Source organism: Natronohydrobacter thiooxidans, assembly GCF_001884735.1.
GTDB classification, from domain to species: Bacteria; Pseudomonadota; Alphaproteobacteria; order Rhodobacterales; family Rhodobacteraceae; genus Roseinatronobacter; species Roseinatronobacter thiooxidans_A.
On the sequence record NZ_MJAP01000033.1, the window covers coordinates 112,834 to 130,510 of the forward strand.

Below are 17,677 nucleotides of genomic sequence, written 5' to 3' on the forward strand. Positions count from 1 at the left end.
GGGAGGGTTCCGCATGGCCGCCAAGAGTTTTGATGTGATCGTCATCGGGGCCGGTCCGGGGGGCTATGTTGCCGCCATCCGCGCAGCACAGCTTGGCAAGTCTGTGGCCATCGTCGAGCGTGAGCATCTGGGCGGCATTTGTCTGAACTGGGGCTGTATCCCGACAAAGGCGCTGCTGCGCTCGGCCGAAGTGTTCCATCTGATGCACCGCGCCAAGGAATTCGGGCTGAAGGCTGAGAATATCGGCTATGATCTGGATGCCGTGGTGAAGCGCTCGCGCAAGGTCGCGGGCCAGCTTTCGGGCGGCATTGGTCATCTGATGAAGAAGAACAAGATCACGGTGGTCATGGGCGCGGCGACACTGCCGGCCAAGGGCAAGGTCTCGGTCAAGACCGACAAGGGCACCGAGGAGCTGAGCGCGCCGAATATCATTCTGGCGACCGGCGCGCGGGCGCGCGAATTGCCGGGGTTGGAGGCGGATGGCGATCTGGTCTGGACCTATAAACACGCGCTGCAGCCCAAGCGGATGCCGAAAAAGCTGCTGGTGATCGGCTCGGGCGCGATCGGGATCGAATTCGCGAGTTTCTTCAACACGCTGGGCGCGGATGTGACGGTTGTTGAAGTGATGGACCGTATCCTGCCGGTCGAGGATGAGGAAATCAGCAATTTCGCCCGCAAGCAGTTCGAAAAGCAGGGCATGAAGATCATTGCCAAGGCGATGGTCAAGAAGCTCGATCGCGCGGCGCCGAAAGTGACGGCGCATATCGAGCGGGACGGCAAAACCGGGACGATGGAATTCGACACGGTGATTTCCGCGGTCGGGATCGTCGCGAATACCGAAGGGCTGGGGCTGGAAGCGCTGGGCGCGAAGATCGACCGCTCTTTCGTGGTGACCGATCAGTATTGCCGCACCGGGGTCGAGGGGCTCTATGTGATCGGTGATGCGACCAATGGTCCCTGGCTCGCGCATAAGGCCAGCCATGAGGGTGTGATGGTGGCGGAACTGATCGCGGGGGGGCATCCGCATGCGGTGGACCCAAGCTCGATTGCGGGCTGCACCTATTGCCATCCGCAGGTGGCGTCGGTCGGGCTGACCGAAGCCAAGGCGAAAGAGGCGGGTTATCAGGTCAAGGTGGGGCGTTTCCCCTTCATCGGCAATGGCAAGGCGATTGCGCTGGGCGAGCCCGAGGGCATGATCAAGACGATCTTTGACGCGAAAACCGGAGAGTTGCTGGGCGCGCATATGGTGGGTGCGGAAGTGACCGAATTGATTCAGGGCTATGTCGTGGGCCGTCAGCTGGAGACGACCGAGGAAGATCTGATGAACACGGTCTTCCCGCATCCGACCCTGAGCGAGATGATGCATGAATCGGTCTTGGATGCTTACGGGCGCGCGCTGCATTTCTGACGGTTTCAGATTGAGCGGCGGCGCCGCAAGAGTATCTGTCACGCCCTGCCTTGCGGCAGGGCGTTCCGCATTTTGAGTATTTTGGGCAAGATGAAGCCGAAGCGATTTTGTTCATCAAATGTTCACTATTTTTGCTTGGAGACTCGCCCGGCAGAGACTATGTTGCCCGATGTGAGCCGTGGGGGTCGGGATGTCCGAGCAGAAATTCATCGAGGTGCGCGGGGCGCGCGAGCATAATCTGAAGAATATCGATGTGACGATCCCGCGTGACCAGCTGGTGGTCATTACCGGGCTGTCAGGCTCGGGCAAGTCCTCGCTGGCTTTTGACACGATCTATGCCGAAGGGCAGCGGCGTTATGTCGAATCCTTAAGCGCCTATGCGCGCCAGTTTCTCGACATGATGCAGAAACCCGATATGGACCATATCTCGGGCCTGTCGCCCGCGATTTCCATCGAGCAGAAGACGACGAGCAAGAACCCGCGTTCGACCGTGGGTACCGTGACCGAGATTTATGATTATCTGCGTCTGCTTTTTGCCCGTGCAGGCACTCCTTACAGCCCGGCGACTGGTCAGCCCATTGAGGCGCAGCAGGTGCAGGATATGGTCGACCGGATCATGGCGCTGGAGGAGGGGACGCGGGCCTATCTGCTGGCGCCCATCGTGCGCGACCGCAAGGGCGAGTATCGCAAGGAATTTCTGGAACTGCGCAAACAGGGGTTCCAGCGGGTCAAGGTGGACGGGCAGTTCCATGACCTCGACGAGCCGCCCACGCTGGACAAGAAATTCCGCCATGACATTGATGTGGTGGTCGACCGGATCGTGGTGCGCGAAGGCATCGAGACGCGGCTGGCGGATAGTCTGCGCACGGCGCTTGATCTGGCGGATGGGATCGCGGTGCTGGAGGTCGCTGCCGAAGAGGGCGAGCGGATCACATTTTCCGAGAAATTCGCCTGCCCGGTCAGTGGTTTCACCATCTCCGAGATCGAACCACGGCTGTTTTCCTTCAACGCGCCCTCGGGGGCCTGTCCGGCCTGTGACGGGCTGGGGGTCGAGCTGTTCTTTGACGAGCGGCTGGTGGTGCCGGATCATGCGCTGCGGGTGGCGGACGGGGCGATTGCGCCATGGCGCAAGGGCAAGTCGCCCTATTTCCTGCAAACGATTGAGTCGCTCGCGAAGCATTATGAGTTTGATGCAAAGACACCATGGAAAGACCTGCCTGCGCATGTGCAGCAGGTGTTTCTTTATGGATCAAACGGTGAGGAATTGCCGTTTCGCTATGACGAGGGCGGGCGGGTCTATAATGTGACCCGCGCTTTCGAGGGGGTGATCCCGAATATGGAGCGGCGCTATCGCGAGACGGACAGTGCCTGGATTCGCGAGGAATTCGAGCGCTATCAGAACCAGCGCGCCTGTGGCACCTGCGAGGGGCATCGCTTGCGGCCCGAGGCGCTGGCGGTGAAGATCGGTCCCGCCAAAGGCGGGCCAGACAAGCTTCTGCATATCGGGCAGGTCACGGAAATGGCGATCCGCGAGGCGTTGGCCTGGGTCGAGACTGTGCCGGAGAGCCTGTCGAAGCAGAAAAACGAGATCGCCCGCGCGATCCTGAAGGAAATCCGCGAGCGGCTGGGCTTTCTGGTCAATGTGGGGTTGGATTACCTGACGCTGGGGCGGCATGCGGGCACGCTTTCGGGGGGCGAGAGCCAGCGGATCCGGCTGGCCAGCCAGATCGGTTCGGGGCTGACGGGCGTGCTTTATGTGCTGGATGAGCCCTCGATCGGGCTGCACCAGCGCGACAATGACCGCTTGCTGACGACGCTGCGCAATCTGCGCGATCAGGGCAATACCGTGCTGGTGGTCGAGCATGACGAGGAAGCGATCCGCACCGCCGATTTCGTGCTGGATATCGGTCCCGGTGCCGGGGTGCATGGCGGGCGGATCGTCGCGCAGGGGGTGCCGGAGGCGATCATGGCGGACCCGGCCAGTCTGACCGGGCAATATCTGAGCGGTGCGCGCGAGATTGCGGTGCCGAAAACCCGGCGCAAGGGGAATGGAAAGAAGCTGACCGTGGTCAAGGCGAGCGGGAACAATCTGCGCGATGTGACGGCGGAATTCCCTCTGGGCAAGTTCGTCTGCGTGACCGGGGTTTCGGGCGGCGGCAAGTCGACGCTGACGATTGAGACACTGTTCAAGACCGCCTCGATGCGGCTGAACGGGGCGCGGCAGACGCCTGCGCCTTGCGAGACGATCAAGGGGCTGGAGCAGCTTGACAAGGTGATCGACATTGACCAGCGGCCCATCGGGCGCACGCCGCGCTCGAACCCGGCGACCTATACCGGGGCGTTCGGGCCGATCCGCGACTGGTTTGCGGGGCTGCCGGAATCGAAGGCGCGCGGCTACAAGCCGGGGCGTTTCAGCTTCAACGTCAAGGGCGGGCGCTGCGAGGCCTGTCAGGGCGATGGCGTGTTGAAGATCGAGATGAATTTCCTGCCCGATGTCTATGTCACCTGCGAGACCTGTAAGGGCAAGCGCTATAATCGCGAGACACTGGAGGTCTTGTTCAAGGGGAAATCCATTGCCGATGTGCTGGATATGACCGTCGAGGAAGCGCAGGGGTTTTTCGAGGCGGTGCCCTCGATCCGCGAGAAGATGGATGCGCTGATGCGCGTGGGGCTGGGCTATATCAAGGTGGGCCAGCAGGCGACGACGCTATCGGGGGGCGAGGCGCAGCGGGTGAAACTGTCGAAGGAATTGTCGCGGCGCTCCACCGGGCGGACGCTCTATATTCTGGATGAGCCGACCACGGGGCTGCATTTCGAGGATGTGAGGAAGCTGCTGGAAGTGCTGCATGAACTCGTGGATCAGGGCAATACGGTGGTGGTGATCGAGCATAATCTGGATGTGGTGAAAACCGCCGACTGGATCATCGATATCGGGCCCGAGGGCGGTGACGGCGGTGGGCAGGTGGTCGCGGTCGGCACGCCGGAGCAGGTGGCGGCGGTCGAGGCCAGCCATACGGGGCGCTATCTGGGGCCGTTGTTGAAGCCGCGTCGGGTGGCGGCGGAGTAGGGGGGCGTTATCTCGTACAGGAACGGATGAGTTTGAGCACTGCATCTGCATCCGCGATTTGCTCAAACGTAACCGGCACGGTCAGATGCCCCCAGCTAGGCGGCTGGCCCGGATGCGACAGCCCGGCGCCGAAAGGCTGAAGCTCGTTCTGGTCGATCAATGTGCCAATCTGCAATGACGGGTAGGGCCGTGTCGGCAGCAGTGCATAAGGATAAGAGTCGTAGTGGGGATTTGCGACAATGTAGATCCGGTCCGCAAACCGCCAGTTGCGCCCGCGCCGACAGACGATGGCGCGTTTGTTCGTGACGGCGTAGAAAAGGCGCGACAGGACATGCTGACGAACTATGGCGATCCAATACGCGGACAGCAGAAAGGCGAGTGTCAAACCCGCGAAAGCAAAGCCGATACTCAAGGGGCGGAATGATGCGCTCGAAATCGTCCATGGGACCAGCGCCCAGAGCACGATGGCGCCCGCAATCATCGCCACCAGATAAAGTTTCTCAGCCCCCATGGGCTGAAAGAAGCTGCGGCCATGTTCAGGATGTCCCGTCCACAGCAGCCGCTCATCAGGCCTAAGAATGCGCTGCAGGTCAAAATCCGATGCTGCGACGGACTCAATTGTTGTCCGGCTCATGGCAACGTGCGCATCCAGTATCCCCTCTTCCCTGTGTCGGCCCGCGAGCAGGCGTGACTCGCCTCGCCCGCTGTCAAACCACCGCCCCCAGCGCCCCCTCCAGCGCCTCAACCGTCTCCACCACCACGAAAAACTCCCGCAGCGACGGTGCCGCGAAGCCCTGCGCGATCACATGCTCCACCAGCGCGACCAGCGGATCCCAGAACCCTTCGGTGTTCAAAAGGAAGATCGGTTTTTCATGCAGCCCGATCTGACGCCATGTCAGCACTTCGAAAAACTCGTCCAGCGTGCCCGCGCCGCCCGGCAGCACGACAATCGCGTCGGAATTGGTGAACATGACCTTCTTGCGCTCATGCATCGTCTCGGTCACGACCAGCGTGCTCAGATCGCGCTTGCCCGCCTCCAGTTGCATCAGATGTGTGGGGATCACCCCGAAGACCTGCGCGCCCGCGCCCTGCGCCTTGCGCGCGACCTCGCCCATGATGCCGATATCGCCCGCGCCATAGACCAGCCGCCAGTCGCGCGCGGCGAACATCTGCCCCAGATCGCGGGCGGCCCCGGCATAGGCCGGGGAGAGACCCGCGCGCGAGCCGCAAAAGACACAGATCGAGGGACGAAGCTCTGACATTGCCACACCATATTTCAAATTGCTTTGCCACGCGCTAACGGGATTGTTAGACTCACGCAAGCCGCGTTTGTCCCGAACCGGGATCCGCGCGCTGGAGAACCGGGATGCTGAAATATCTGCCCAAAGACGTGCTTGCCCAATGGGCAATCGGGTCTGTCGCTGTCGCAGGTGCGGCCAGCGTGGCCTATGTCGTGGTTTTTCCCTCCGACAGGCCCGCGCCCGATTTGCCGCGTCCCGAGTTTGTGCAGACCGAACCGCATGCGGTGAGCGTGCCGCGGGACGAACCCGCGCCGGAGGTTCAGATCGCCATGGCCCCGGTGCAGTCGGATTATGCGCCGAGTTTCGATCTGGTGCGCGTGACCGATCTCGGCGATGTGCTGATCGCGGGCAAGGCCCCGGCCACGAGTGCGGTTGCCGCGCTGATCGATGAAGAACCGGTCGCCCAGACGATCAGCACCCCGGCGGGGGAATTCGTGCTGATGTTCGAGGTCGTGCCCGCGCCGATGCCGCGTGTGCTGGAACTGGAGGTGCGTCTGCCCAGCGGTGACAGGGTGCGCTCGGTCGACACGCTGATGCTGGCGCCGCGCAGCGAGATGCTTGCTTCGGGGCCTGCCGGGGGACCGGCGGTCGCGCAGGCTGCGGCGCGCGAGGTTGCGGTGGAGCCGCTTTTTGCGCCGCCTTCTGCACCGGAGCATCCGCAGGTCATGGCCGAGGTCGGATCCTCCGACGCAATGGAGGCCGAGCCGCAGCCCGAGGGTGCAGAGCTTGCCGCGCGCGACGCGGACGCGGTGGATCCGCAGGCGCCCCTTGCCGTCTTGGTGCGCCCGGACGGAACCGTGCAATTGCTGGGTGAGGTGGCGACGCTGCCCCATCGCGGGCGCAGTGGCAATGTCAGTATCGACTCGGTGAGCTATGACGCGGGCGGAGAGGTTTCGGTGAGCGGGCGCACGGCGACGGGTTCTGCCGATATCCAGATCTATATCGACAATCAGCCGATCCTGCGCGCCCGCGCGGCGCCCGATGGCAATTGGCAGGCGCAGCTTGAGGGGATCGAGCGCGGTGTCTACCGGCTGCGCGTCGATGAGCTGGACGAGGCCGCGCAGGTGACGTCGCGCGCGGAGATCCCCTTCGAGCGGGCAACGCCCCAGATCGCGCGCGAGGCGGCAGGCCCGCAGGCGCTGATCGTCCAGCCCGGCAACACGCTCTGGGGCATGTCGCGCGAACGCTTTGGGGATGGTGCCCGCTATATGCGGATTTTCGACGCCAATCGCGACCAGATCCGCAACCCGGACCTGATCTATCCGGGGCAGGTGTTCATTCTGCCGGGCGACAGCAACTGAGCACCTTCGCGGGGCGCGAGGGTGGCCCTCGGGCAACCCCTGTTGGTGCAGATCTGCAGGATGCTTGACCCGTCCGGCGCACCGCCTATATTTTGAGCACGCGGGGACGACCCCGCCCAATTCCCTTCATTGCCAGGACGACCTGGTCCGACAGGAGGATCAGATGCCCTGGATTTATCTGGCGATTGCGGGTGTGCTTGAAGTGGTCTGGGCTTTCGCGATGAAGCAGTCGATGGGCTTCACGCGGATGGTGCCGACCGTGATCATGGGGGTGTCGATGCTGGGCAGCTTCGCGCTGCTGGCGGTGGCGATGAAAACCCTGCCCCTGGGCACGGCCTATACGGTCTGGACCGGGATCGGGGCTGTGGGGGCCTTTACCGTAGGGATCATGGCGCTGGGCGAGGCGGTGACACCTATGCGCGTGATGGCGGCGGCGATGATCGTGGGCGGGCTTGTCCTGATGAAGCTTTCCGGCACGGGCGAGAGCTGAGACGCGCCCACTGGTCATTTCGCGGGCGCGGTCCTAGATAGCAGGGACGCAAGCAAGAAAGCCCGCCATGACTGCACTCGATCCGACCGCGCCTGCCGCGCCCGTTCCGACAGCGACACAGGAACGCGCCAGTGGCTGGCGCACCATCCGGCGGGTGGTGCCTTATCTCTGGCCTGCGGCGCCGGGCTGGGTGCGGCAGCGGGTGGTTTTCGCGCTGGTCATGCTGGTTCTGGCCAAGATCATCGCTGTCGGCACGCCGTTTTTCTACAAGGCTGCGGTGGATGCACTGGCAGGCGAAGGCACTGGCTGGATGCTGGCGCTGGGGGCGGTCGGGCTGACCGTGGCCTATGGTGTTGCGCGGCTGATGGAGATCGGCTTTCAGGAATTGCGCAATGTGCTCTTCACCCGCGTCGGCCAGCGGGCGCTGCGCCAGCTGGCACTGGAAACCTTCGGCCATATCCATCGCCTGAGCCTGCGCTACCATATCACCCGCAAGACTGGCGGCCTGAGCCGGATCATCGAGCGCGGGGTCAAGGGCGTGGATTTCCTGCTGCGCTTTCTGCTGTTTTCGATCTTTCCGCTGCTGCTGCAGCTTCTGATGATCGCGGCGGTGTTTTTCTGGCTGTTCGACGTCTGGTATCTGGTCACGGTCGTGGTGACGATCAGCCTCTATGTCTGGTTCACCTTCCGCGTGACCGAATGGCGTGTGACTCAGCGCCGGATCATGAACCAGCAGGATACGGATGCGAACCAGAAGGCCATCGACAGCCTGCTGAATTTCGAGACGGTCAAGTATTTCAATGCCGAAGCGATGGAGGCGCGGCGCTATGACAGCGCGATGGCGGCCTATGAGGAAGCGGCGGTCAAGACCAACTATTCGCTGGCCTTCCTGAATTTCGGTCAGGCGCTGCTGATCACGACCGGGCTTGTCGTGGTGATGGTCATGGCCGCAATCGGCGTGCAGCGGGGCGATCTGACCGTGGGCGATTTCGTCATGGTCAATGCCTATATGATCCAGATCACCATGCCGCTGAACTTTCTGGGCACGGTCTATCGCGAGATCCGGCAGGCATTGGTGGATATGGCCGAAATGTTCGATCTGCTGGACCAGCCGCCCGATGTGCGCGACGCGCCGGATGCTGAGGAACTGACGGTCGCGTCGGGCGAAGTCGTGTTTGAGGATGTGAAATTCGGCTATGATGCGGCGCGGCCCATTCTCAAGGGCATCGGCCTGCGGGTGCGGGGCGGCGAGACTGTGGCGATTGTCGGCCCCTCGGGCTCGGGGAAATCGACCATCGGGCGGCTCTTGTTCCGCTTCTATGATGTGACCGGGGGCGCGATCCGCATTGACGGGCAGGATTTGCGCAGCGTGAGCCAATCCAGCCTGCATGCCGCGATCGGGGTGGTGCCGCAGGATACGGTCCTGTTCAATGACACGATTGCCTATAACATCGCCTATGGGCGCGAGGGGGCAACTCAGGCCGAGATCGAGGCTGCGGCAAAAGCCGCGCGGATCCATGAGTTCATCCTGTCCCTGCCGGAGGGGTATGAGACGGCGGTGGGCGAGCGCGGGTTGAAGCTGTCGGGCGGCGAGAAACAGCGCGTGGGGATTGCACGGACGCTGCTGAAGAACCCGCCGATCCTGCTGCTGGATGAAGCGACCAGCGCGCTGGATACCCAGACCGAGCAGAGCATTCAGGAAAGCCTGCGCGCGATGGGGCAGGGGCGGACGGTGCTGACGATAGCGCACCGGTTGTCGACTGTGGTCGATGCGGACCGGATTATCGTGCTGGAGGACGGACGCATCGTCGAGGAAGGCCCGCATGACCTGCTTTTGGCGCAGGGCGGCAAATATGCGGCCATGTGGGCGCGGCAGAGTTCTGATGCGGAATAAGGCTGCGGGCGGGGGTCGCCTTGCCTTTGGCACCCCCGGCGGGGGTTGCGCCGGGGGGATGGGGCAGTCCGGGGGTGCGCGCGGCAAGGCGTGCCTGTGCGGGGCACAGGCGGGCATCCGGGGGATGTGATGCCAGAATTCGATGTCATCATCCTGGGCGCGGGCGCCGCCGGCATGTTCTGTGCCATCGAGGCCGGGCGGCGGGGGCGGCGTGTTCTGCTTCTGGACCATGCGAAAGCGCCGGGCGAGAAGATCCGGATCTCTGGCGGCGGGCGGTGCAATTTCACCAATCTCGATATCCGCCCCGAAGCTTTCCTGTCGCAAAACCCGCGTTTCGCGCGGTCGGCGCTGTCGCGCTACACCCAGCATGATTTCATCGCGCGGGTCGAGGCTGCCGGGATCGCCTGGCATGAAAAGACACTGGGGCAGCTTTTCTGCGACGGCTCTGCGCGCGAGATCATCGCGATGCTTGTGCGGGATATGGCGCAGGCCGGGGTTGATCTGCGGCTCAATACGCAGATCAGCGCTGTGGTGCGGGATGGCCTGTATCGGGTCGAGACCTCTGGCGGGGTGTTCGCGGCCCCGGCGCTGGTCGTGGCCACGGGGGGCAAGTCGATCCCGAAGATGGGGGCCACGGGGCTGGGCTATCAGATCGCCGAGCAATTCGGGCTGAATGTGATCGAGACACGGCCCGCGCTTGTGCCCCTGACCTTTACCGCGAGCGCGCTGGAGGAAATGCGCGCGCTTGCGGGCGTATCGGTTCCGGCGGTGGTGCGTTGCGGGCGCGCTGCCTTTCAGGAAGGGCTTCTTTTCACGCATCGGGGCCTTTCCGGCCCCTCGATCCTGCAAATCTCCAGCTATTGGCGTGAGGGCGAGGAGATCGTGATTGACCTCGCGCCGGGTGTGGATCTGGCCGCGGAGCTGATGGCGCAGAAACAGGCGCGGGGACGGCAGGCTGTGGCGGCGGCGTTGAGTGCCTGGCTGCCGGAAAAACTGGCGCGGCAGATCGTGGCGCGCTCCGGGGTGCAGGGCAATCTGGCGGATCTGTCGAAATCAGCCGTGCTGGTTCTGGCCGACAAGGTGCAGCATTGGCGCGTGAAGCCGGTGGGGTCCGAGGGCTATCGTACCGCCGAAGTGACATTGGGCGGGGTTGACACGCGCGCGCTGGAGGCCCGTACCATGCAGGCCCGCGCGGTGCCGGGGCTTTATTTTATTGGCGAAAGCGTCGATGTGACCGGCTGGTTGGGGGGATATAATTTCCAATGGGCCTGGTCCTCGGGCTGGGTCGCCGGGCAGTCGGTCTGAGGGAATGCGCCGGTTTTTGCCAGTGTAACATTTTTCCGTGATTTGATGTAGATATACCACAGCCCCTGTGGCAAACTCGCCGCAAATCAGGGCGGAACAGAGTCTGGCAAACAGACAGAGCGGGAGCACAGTGGCGCGAGTATCGGCAAGCAGGGGGCTGTTGCTAAAGGCCGTCCTTACCGGGATGATTGACCGGCGCATGACCAACTGGATGACGCTGTTTCTGGTCCTGACCGGCCCTGCGCTGGTGCTGCTGACTTTGCTGGTACTGGGGCCGCTGGGGCAGAATGTCGATTCGCGCGCGCTGCTGCTCGTGCTGCTGGCCGATTTTGTCTATATCCTGATCGTGGCGGCGCTGGTTGGCATGCGCGTGGCGCGGCTGGTCGCGGCGCGGCGATCGGAGTCGGCGGGCTCGAAGCTGCATCTGCGACTGTCCACGCTCTTTGCCACCATCGCGCTGGTGCCGACCGTGACAGTCGCGATCTTTGCCACGCTGTCGCTGAATGTGGGGCTGGAAGGCTGGTTTTCGGACCGGGTGCAGCGCGTGGTGGGCACGTCGCTCGCCGCTGCGGAAGCCTATCAATTCGAACAGGAACGCGATCTGCGCACCGATGCCGGGGAACTGGCGGCTTACCTCGAAACCGTGCGCCGGGTCTTTCCGCTGATCGAGGAAGGCGAGTTGCGCAACCTTTTGTCCGAGGCACAGGCGCAGGTGCAGCGGGGCCTGCGGGTGGCCTTCATCATCGACGGGGCAGGGGATATTCGCGCGCGGGGTGAGCGGTCCTATCGGTTCAATTTCACCCCGCCGGAGCCGGAAGAGATCGTGCGGGCGCGCGAGGAGATGGTGATCATCCGCGACTGGCCCAATAACGAGTTTCGCGCGCTGGTCGGGCTGGATGGCTATTTCGACCGCTATCTTTATGTCGCGCGCGAAGTGGATGGCAGTATCCTGAGCCTGCTGGACGAGACGCGCGAAACCGTGTCCTTCTATCAGCAACTCGAACGGGAACGGGGGCAACTGCTGTTCCAGTTCGGGGCGCTCTATCTCGGGTTTGCGCTGATCCTGATTCTGGCCGCGATCTGGCTGGGGCTGAGCTTCGCCGAGCGTCTGGCGCGGCCCGTGGGGCGTCTGGCCGAAGCCGCCGGGCGCGTGGGCGAGGGCGATCTGGATGTGCGCGTCGCAGTGGCCCGCGATGATGACGAAATCGCGCTTCTGGGGCGGGTCTTCAATCAGATGACGCAGCAACTCAAGGGCCAGCGCGAGACATTGCTGGAGAATAATCGCCAGATCGAAACCCGGCGGCGGTTGTTTGACTCAGTGCTCGGCTCGGTGACAGCCGGTGTGATCGGGCTGGATGCTGCGGGTCATGTCGAGTTCATCAACCGCGCGGCTGAAAGAATGCTGGAGCTTGCGGATCATCCGGCAGTGGATGCCGGGCTGGCGGATGTGGCGCCGGAATTCCTGCCGCTTCTGGAGCGGCTGCGCGGGACGCCCTCTGCCATGGGGCGGATGCAGGAGGAACTGAAGCTGTCGCGCGCAGGGCGGCTGGAAACGCTCCTGGTGCGCGTGGCGGAACGGCGGCGCAGCGATGGGACGCTGGAAGGGTATGTGGTGGCTTTCGACGATGTGAGCGAACTGGTCTCGGCGCAGCGCATGGCCGCCTGGGGCGATGTCGCGCGCCGGATTGCCCATGAGATCAAGAACCCGCTGACGCCGATCCAGCTTTCGTCCGAGCGGATCGAGCGCAAGTTCGGCCGCAAGCTGGAGGCAGCGGATGCAGAAAGCCTGTCGCAACTGACCTCGGTGATCGTGCGCCAAACCAATGATCTGCGGCGCATCGTCGACGAGTTCTCGAAATTCGCCCGGATGCCGGAACCGGACCGTCGCCCGCATGATCTGGCGGCGATCCTGCGCGATTGCGTGCTGTTGCAGGAAAGCGGGCAGCCGGATGTGCGTTTTGTGGCGGATCTGCCTGCGGTGCCGGTGGTGGTCGAGGTTGATGAGACCATGCTGGCGCAGGCTTTCACCAATCTGATCAAGAATGCAGGCGAGGCGATCCAGTCGCGTATCGATGCTGGTCTCGGTGAGGGGCTGGTGCCCGAGATCAGGATCGGTTTTGAGGTGGGCGAGGTCGATCTGCGGATCACGATTGCCGATAACGGCATTGGCCTGCCCGAAGATCGCGCGCGGCTGTTCGAGCCCTATGTGACGACGCGGGCCGAAGGCACCGGGCTGGGCCTGTCCATCGTGCGCAAGATCATCGAGGAACATGGCGGCAGCCTGCGGCTGGAGGATGCGCCGGTATTCGACGGCAACACGCATTTCGGGGCGATGGCGGTCATCCGGCTGCCGCTTCTGGCACCGAGATCCGAGATTGAGGACGACATGAGCAAGGTAACAGGTGATGCAGCATGAGTGATATTCTGATCGTGGATGACGAACGCGATATTCGCGAATTGATCTCTGACATTCTGGAAGATGAAGGCTTTGCCACCCGTCGCGCGGCCAATTCCGACGAGGCGATGGCCGAGGTCAATGCCACGCCGCCCGCGCTGATGATTCTGGATATCTGGCTGAAGGACAGCAAGATGGACGGGATCGATATTCTGATGACGGTCAAGCGCTCGAACCCGGATATTCCGATCGTGATCATCTCGGGCCATGGCAATGTCGAAATCGCGGTGGCGGCGATCAAGCAGGGCGCCTATGATTTCATCGAGAAGCCCTTCAATATCGACAAGCTGATGGTGGTGATCAGCCGCGCGATGGAAGCGTCAAAGCTGCGGCGGGAGAATCAGGCGCTCAAGCGGCGGGATGTGTCGAGCGCGCAGATGCTGGGGGAGAGCCATGCCTTTCGCCATATGGTGGCGCAGCTTGAGAAAGTCACCCAATCCAATGCGCGGGTCATGTTCACGGGGCCCGCCGGTTGCGGCAAGGAAGCCGCCGCGCGCTATGTCCATGAACATTCGGATCGCGCGGCCAGCCCGTTTGTCTGTGTTTCGGCGGCGATGATCGAGCCCGAGCGCATGGAAGAGGTGCTGTTCGGGCGTGAGAGCCCAGAGCGCGGGGTCGAGCAGGGGTTGCTGGAACAGGCGCATGGCGGGGTCGTCTACCTCGATGAAGTGGCCGATATGCCGATGGGCACGCAGTCGAAGATCCTGCGCGTGCTGGTCGAGCAGCAATTCACCCGGCTGGGGGGCACGGACAAGGTGCGGGTCGATCTGCGGGTGATGAGCGCGACGACGCAGGATCTGACCCAGCGCGTTCGCGACGGGCAGTTCCGGCAGGAGCTGTATGACCGGCTGAGCGTGGTGCCGATTGCCGTGCCGGGGCTGGAGGACCGGCGCGAGGATATCCCGGTTCTGGCCGAGTATTTCCTCGATGAGTTGCACCGCGCGCAGGGGCTGGCCAGACGCGAATTGTCCGAGGCGGCGCGCGCGCATCTGCAGACCATGCGCTGGCCGGGCAATATCCGCCAGTTGCGCAACATGATCGAGCGGGCGATGATTCTGGGCGAAGCGGGACGGCCCATCGAGATACGCGACCTTCAGGCCGATGCTGGACCCGGTGCCGAGATCGAGGAGGCGCAGATCGTGCTCTCGGGAACGCTGACAACCCTGCCGCTGCGCGAGGCGCGCGAGCTTTTCGAGCGCGAATATCTGCTGGCACAGATCAAGCGTTTCGGCGGCAATATCTCGCGCACGGCGACATTCGTGGGCATGGAACGCTCGGCGCTGCACCGCAAGCTGAAATCCCTGGGCGTGAACACCGCGAAACTCTCGGAGATGAAAAGCTGAGCTGCCGCGTCGCGGCTTGAACTCGCGCAGCGGGGCTGGCACAGACAGGTAGGGCGCCCTGACGGGCGCAGCAAGGAGCATGGCGCGATGAAGGTGATTGTCTGCGGCGCGGGGCAGGTGGGCTGGCAGATTGCCCGGCATCTTTCGGGTGAGCGCAATGATGTGACCATCGTGGACAGCCAGCCCGAACTCGTGCGCCGCGCGACCGATGCGCTGGATGTGCAGGGGGTGGTGGGCTTTGCCAGCTATCCCCCGATCCTTGAGCAGGCCGGGGCCAAAGATGCGGATATGGTGATCGCCGCGACCTATTCGGACGAGGTGAATATGGTCACATGTCAGGTCGCGCATTCGGTGTTCGGCGTGACCCGCAAGATCGCGCGCCTGCGCGAGCAATCCTATCTGGATCCGCGTTTCTCGGATCTGTTCCGGCGCGAGCATCTGCCGATTGACGTGATCATCAGCCCCGAGCGCGAGGTTTCCCAAGCTGCGCTGAAGCGCGTGGCCTATCCCGAAGCTTTTGATGTGCATGAGTTCTTTCAGGGCAAGGCGCTGCTGATCGGACTGACGCTGGACGAGAATTGCGCGGTTCTGAACACGTCCTTGCGGCAGCTTTCCGACCTGTTCCCGACGCTCAGGATCATGGTGGCAGGGGTGCGGCGCGGCAAGCGGATGTTCGCGCCGGAAGCCGAGGATCAGCTATATGTCGGCGACAGTATCTATATTCTGGTGGATGCGCGCGATGTGGCCCGCAGCTTCGAGGTTTTCGGCAAGACCCCCACAAGGCAGGAGCGTGTCTTGATCATCGGCGGCGGCAATGTCGGCCTGTCGGTTGCGCGGATACTGGAAAACCAGCCGGACAGGGTGCGCGTCAAGATGATCGAGCGCAACCGCGCCCGCGCCGAGCTTGCCGCTGATGCGCTGGAGCGTTCCATCGTGCTGCATGGCGACGGGATGGATGCGAACCTTCTGGACGAGGCCGGGATTCGCAAAACCGATGCGGTGCTGCTTCTGACCGATGATGACCGCACCAATCTGCTGGCGGCGGTGCGGGCCAAGACCTCGGGGGCGAAACTGGCGATATCGCTGATCAATGATCCCGGCATGGTCTCGCTGGCGGGCGCGATGGGGATTGATGCGCATATCAACCCGCGCGCGCTGACCGTCTCCTCGATCCTGCGCCATGTCCGGCACGGGCGGGTGCGCTCGGTCTATCTGCTGGGCGACCGCGAAGCCGAAGTGATCGAGGCGCAGGTTCTGGGCACGTCGAAACTGTCGAATTTGCGCGTGCGGGATATCGAGTTCCCCGAGGGCGCGCTTTTGATCGGAATCTCGCGCAAGGGCGAATTCATGCGTCCGACCGGCGATATCGTACTGCGCGAGGGCGATCTGGTGGTGATCTTCTCGCTAACCGAAGATGTACCCAAGGTCGATGAACTGCTGCAGGTCGCGGTCGAGTTTTTCTGAAAGCCGGACAAGAGCGGCGATGGGAGCGGGCATGGAGCGCAGATCGCGCGGAACGGTGATCCTTGTGGTGCTGATCGCGGCCACGGCGCTGGCCATGCTGCTTCCCGCGGCAGTGGGCTTTACGCTGCGCGAACATGTGCTGGCCCGCGCCTTTCTCTATTCCGCGGCCCTGCTGGGTGGCTTGGCCGGACTGGTACATCTGGCCAATCGCGGTTCCCCGGCGCGTGGGGGGACGTTTTCGCATCCTTTCTATTATCTGACCGCCGCCTATCTGGTCCTGCCCGCACTGATGGCCATTCCGCTGACCGAAGCGGTGCCGGGGATGCGGTTCTTTCATGCCTGGTTCGAGATGGTCTCGGCCTTTACCACAACCGGGGCCAGCCTGCTTGAAGGCGAGGTGACGCGCAGCCTGAACCTGTGGCGGGCGACGGTTGCCTGGGGCGGGGGATTGTTCCTGATGGTCTCGGCCATGGCGCTGCTGGCCCCCTTGCGGCTGGGCGGGTTCGAGCTTTACGGGGCGGCTGATTTGAGTGGATCAGAGGCGAAGGGCTGGAGCTCGCCCCGCGAACCGACCCAGAGTGATGTCGGCGACCCTGACAAGAGCCTGCAGCGCATGGCCCAGCAGGTGGCGCTGATCGCTCCGGTCTATCTGGGGGTGACGCTTGCTCTGTGGGTGGGGTTGTCGCTGGCCGGAAATCCGCCGGTCGTGGCGCTGATGCTCGCGATGTCGACCGTTTCCACATCAGGCATTGCGCCGGACGGGGCTCTGGGGGGGCTGGCGGCGGAAATCCTGATCGCCGCAGGGCTGCTCCTGGCGCTGAGCCGCAGTTTCTGGCCGGGGGCGCAGGTAATGCGGCATGGTGCCCATAATGCGCTGCGCAATGCGGAATTGTGGCTTGCCGCCGTGCTGCTGAGCGCGCTGGTGGCGCTGCTGGGGATGCGCGCGATGCTGGGGCCGCTGGACCCTGGCCTGGGCGCGCGACTGGGCGAACTGTGGGGGATCCTGTTCACCGGCCTGTCTTTTCTGACCACGACCGGTTTTGTCAGCGAGGTCGGGCGTTCGGCGGAAGGGGCGTTTTTCGGCGCCGCCGGCGTGGTTCTGCTGGCGCTCGCGCTCTGCGGCGGGGGCGTTGCGACCACGGCAGGCGGGATGAAACTGATGCGGGTTTTCGCGCTGATGTGGCAGGCGCGGCGCGAGATGGACAAGCTGGTCTATCCTGCCAGTGTTGGTGGTGACGGCGCGCGGCTGCGCGATCTGCGTCGCGAAGGGGCGCATGCGGCATGGCTCTTCGTGATGATCTTCATCTTCTCGCTGACCGGGCTTACCGCCGCACTGACCCTGTCGGGTGTCACCATGGAAGATGGGATGATCTTCGCGACGGCCGCGCTGACGACGACGGGGCCGGTGGCGCAGATGACCGGACCCGAGCCTTTGATCTGGGCCGCGCTCGGGGATGGGGCCAAGGCGGTTCTGGCCTTCGGGATGGTGCTGGGGCGGCTGGAACTCTTGCTCTTGCTGTCGGTTTTCTGGCGACGCTGATTTTCGGCCAGCACATCACCCACACCCGGCCTTGACACAAAATTGCGCATGGTCGCGATTTATCGGTTTTCAGGGCTGGAAGTTTCGTTGAACCCGTTTCATACTGGAT

12 protein-coding genes are annotated in these 17,677 nt (G+C 63.4%); 10 read left to right on the forward strand and 2 right to left on the reverse strand.

Annotated features, from left to right (window positions below):
• Positions 1-13: 13 nt before the first annotated feature.
• Both lpdA and uvrA read left to right on the forward strand, forming a co-directional pair.
• Positions 14-1,408, forward strand: coding sequence for a dihydrolipoyl dehydrogenase (lpdA, locus tag BG457_RS14435; protein WP_071797910.1), 1,395 nt, complete (start codon positions 14-16; stop codon positions 1,406-1,408).
• A gap of 190 nt (positions 1,409-1,598) precedes the next feature.
• A complete protein-coding gene (gene uvrA, locus BG457_RS14440; protein WP_071797912.1) occupies positions 1,599-4,475 on the forward strand; it encodes an excinuclease ABC subunit UvrA in 2,877 nt (958 codons plus the stop codon).
• A gap of 7 nt (positions 4,476-4,482) precedes the next feature.
• Here uvrA and BG457_RS14445 read toward each other — a convergent pair whose 3' ends face one another.
• On the reverse strand, positions 4,483-5,109 hold the full coding sequence (locus BG457_RS14445) for a hypothetical protein (RefSeq protein WP_139257774.1): 627 nt from the start codon (positions 5,107-5,109) through the stop codon (positions 4,483-4,485).
• A 73-nt stretch (positions 5,110-5,182) separates the two neighbouring features.
• Positions 5,183-5,737: an LOG family protein gene (locus BG457_RS14450; RefSeq protein WP_071797916.1), complete on the reverse strand. Its 555-nt coding sequence runs from the start codon at positions 5,735-5,737 to the stop codon at positions 5,183-5,185.
• A gap of 104 nt (positions 5,738-5,841) precedes the next feature.
• Between BG457_RS14450 and BG457_RS14455 the strand changes: the two genes are divergently transcribed.
• From BG457_RS14455 to BG457_RS14490, 8 genes are all read left to right on the forward strand, one after another.
• A complete protein-coding gene (locus BG457_RS14455) occupies positions 5,842-7,077 on the forward strand; it encodes a LysM peptidoglycan-binding domain-containing protein (protein ID WP_071797918.1) in 1,236 nt (411 codons plus the stop codon).
• Positions 7,078-7,240: 163 nt separating this feature from the next.
• Positions 7,241-7,567 (forward strand): DMT family transporter, encoded by a 327-nt coding sequence (locus tag BG457_RS14460; RefSeq protein ID WP_071797920.1) that lies wholly within the window; start codon positions 7,241-7,243, stop codon positions 7,565-7,567.
• A gap of 67 nt (positions 7,568-7,634) precedes the next feature.
• On the forward strand, positions 7,635-9,461 hold the full coding sequence (locus BG457_RS14465) for an ABCB family ABC transporter ATP-binding protein/permease (protein ID WP_071797923.1): 1,827 nt from the start codon (positions 7,635-7,637) through the stop codon (positions 9,459-9,461).
• 129 nt (positions 9,462-9,590) lie between these two features.
• Positions 9,591-10,766: a BaiN/RdsA family NAD(P)/FAD-dependent oxidoreductase gene (locus BG457_RS14470; protein WP_071797925.1), complete on the forward strand. Its 1,176-nt coding sequence runs from the start codon at positions 9,591-9,593 to the stop codon at positions 10,764-10,766.
• Between the two features lie 184 nt (positions 10,767-10,950).
• Entirely contained in the window at positions 10,951-13,182 is a 2,232-nt protein-coding gene (locus BG457_RS14475; protein WP_425434933.1) for a sensor histidine kinase NtrY-like, read from the forward strand.
• Positions 13,179-14,564: a nitrogen assimilation response regulator NtrX gene (ntrX, locus tag BG457_RS14480; protein ID WP_071797927.1), complete on the forward strand. Its 1,386-nt coding sequence runs from the start codon at positions 13,179-13,181 to the stop codon at positions 14,562-14,564. Before BG457_RS14475 ends, ntrX begins: the two co-directional genes overlap by 4 nt.
• Positions 14,565-14,651: 87 nt before the next feature.
• Positions 14,652-16,028, forward strand: coding sequence for a Trk system potassium transporter TrkA (trkA, locus tag BG457_RS14485; protein WP_071797929.1), 1,377 nt, complete (start codon positions 14,652-14,654; stop codon positions 16,026-16,028).
• 31 nt (positions 16,029-16,059) lie between these two features.
• A complete protein-coding gene (locus BG457_RS14490; RefSeq protein ID WP_071797931.1) occupies positions 16,060-17,568 on the forward strand; it encodes a TrkH family potassium uptake protein in 1,509 nt (502 codons plus the stop codon).
• Positions 17,569-17,677 lie beyond the last annotated feature (109 nt).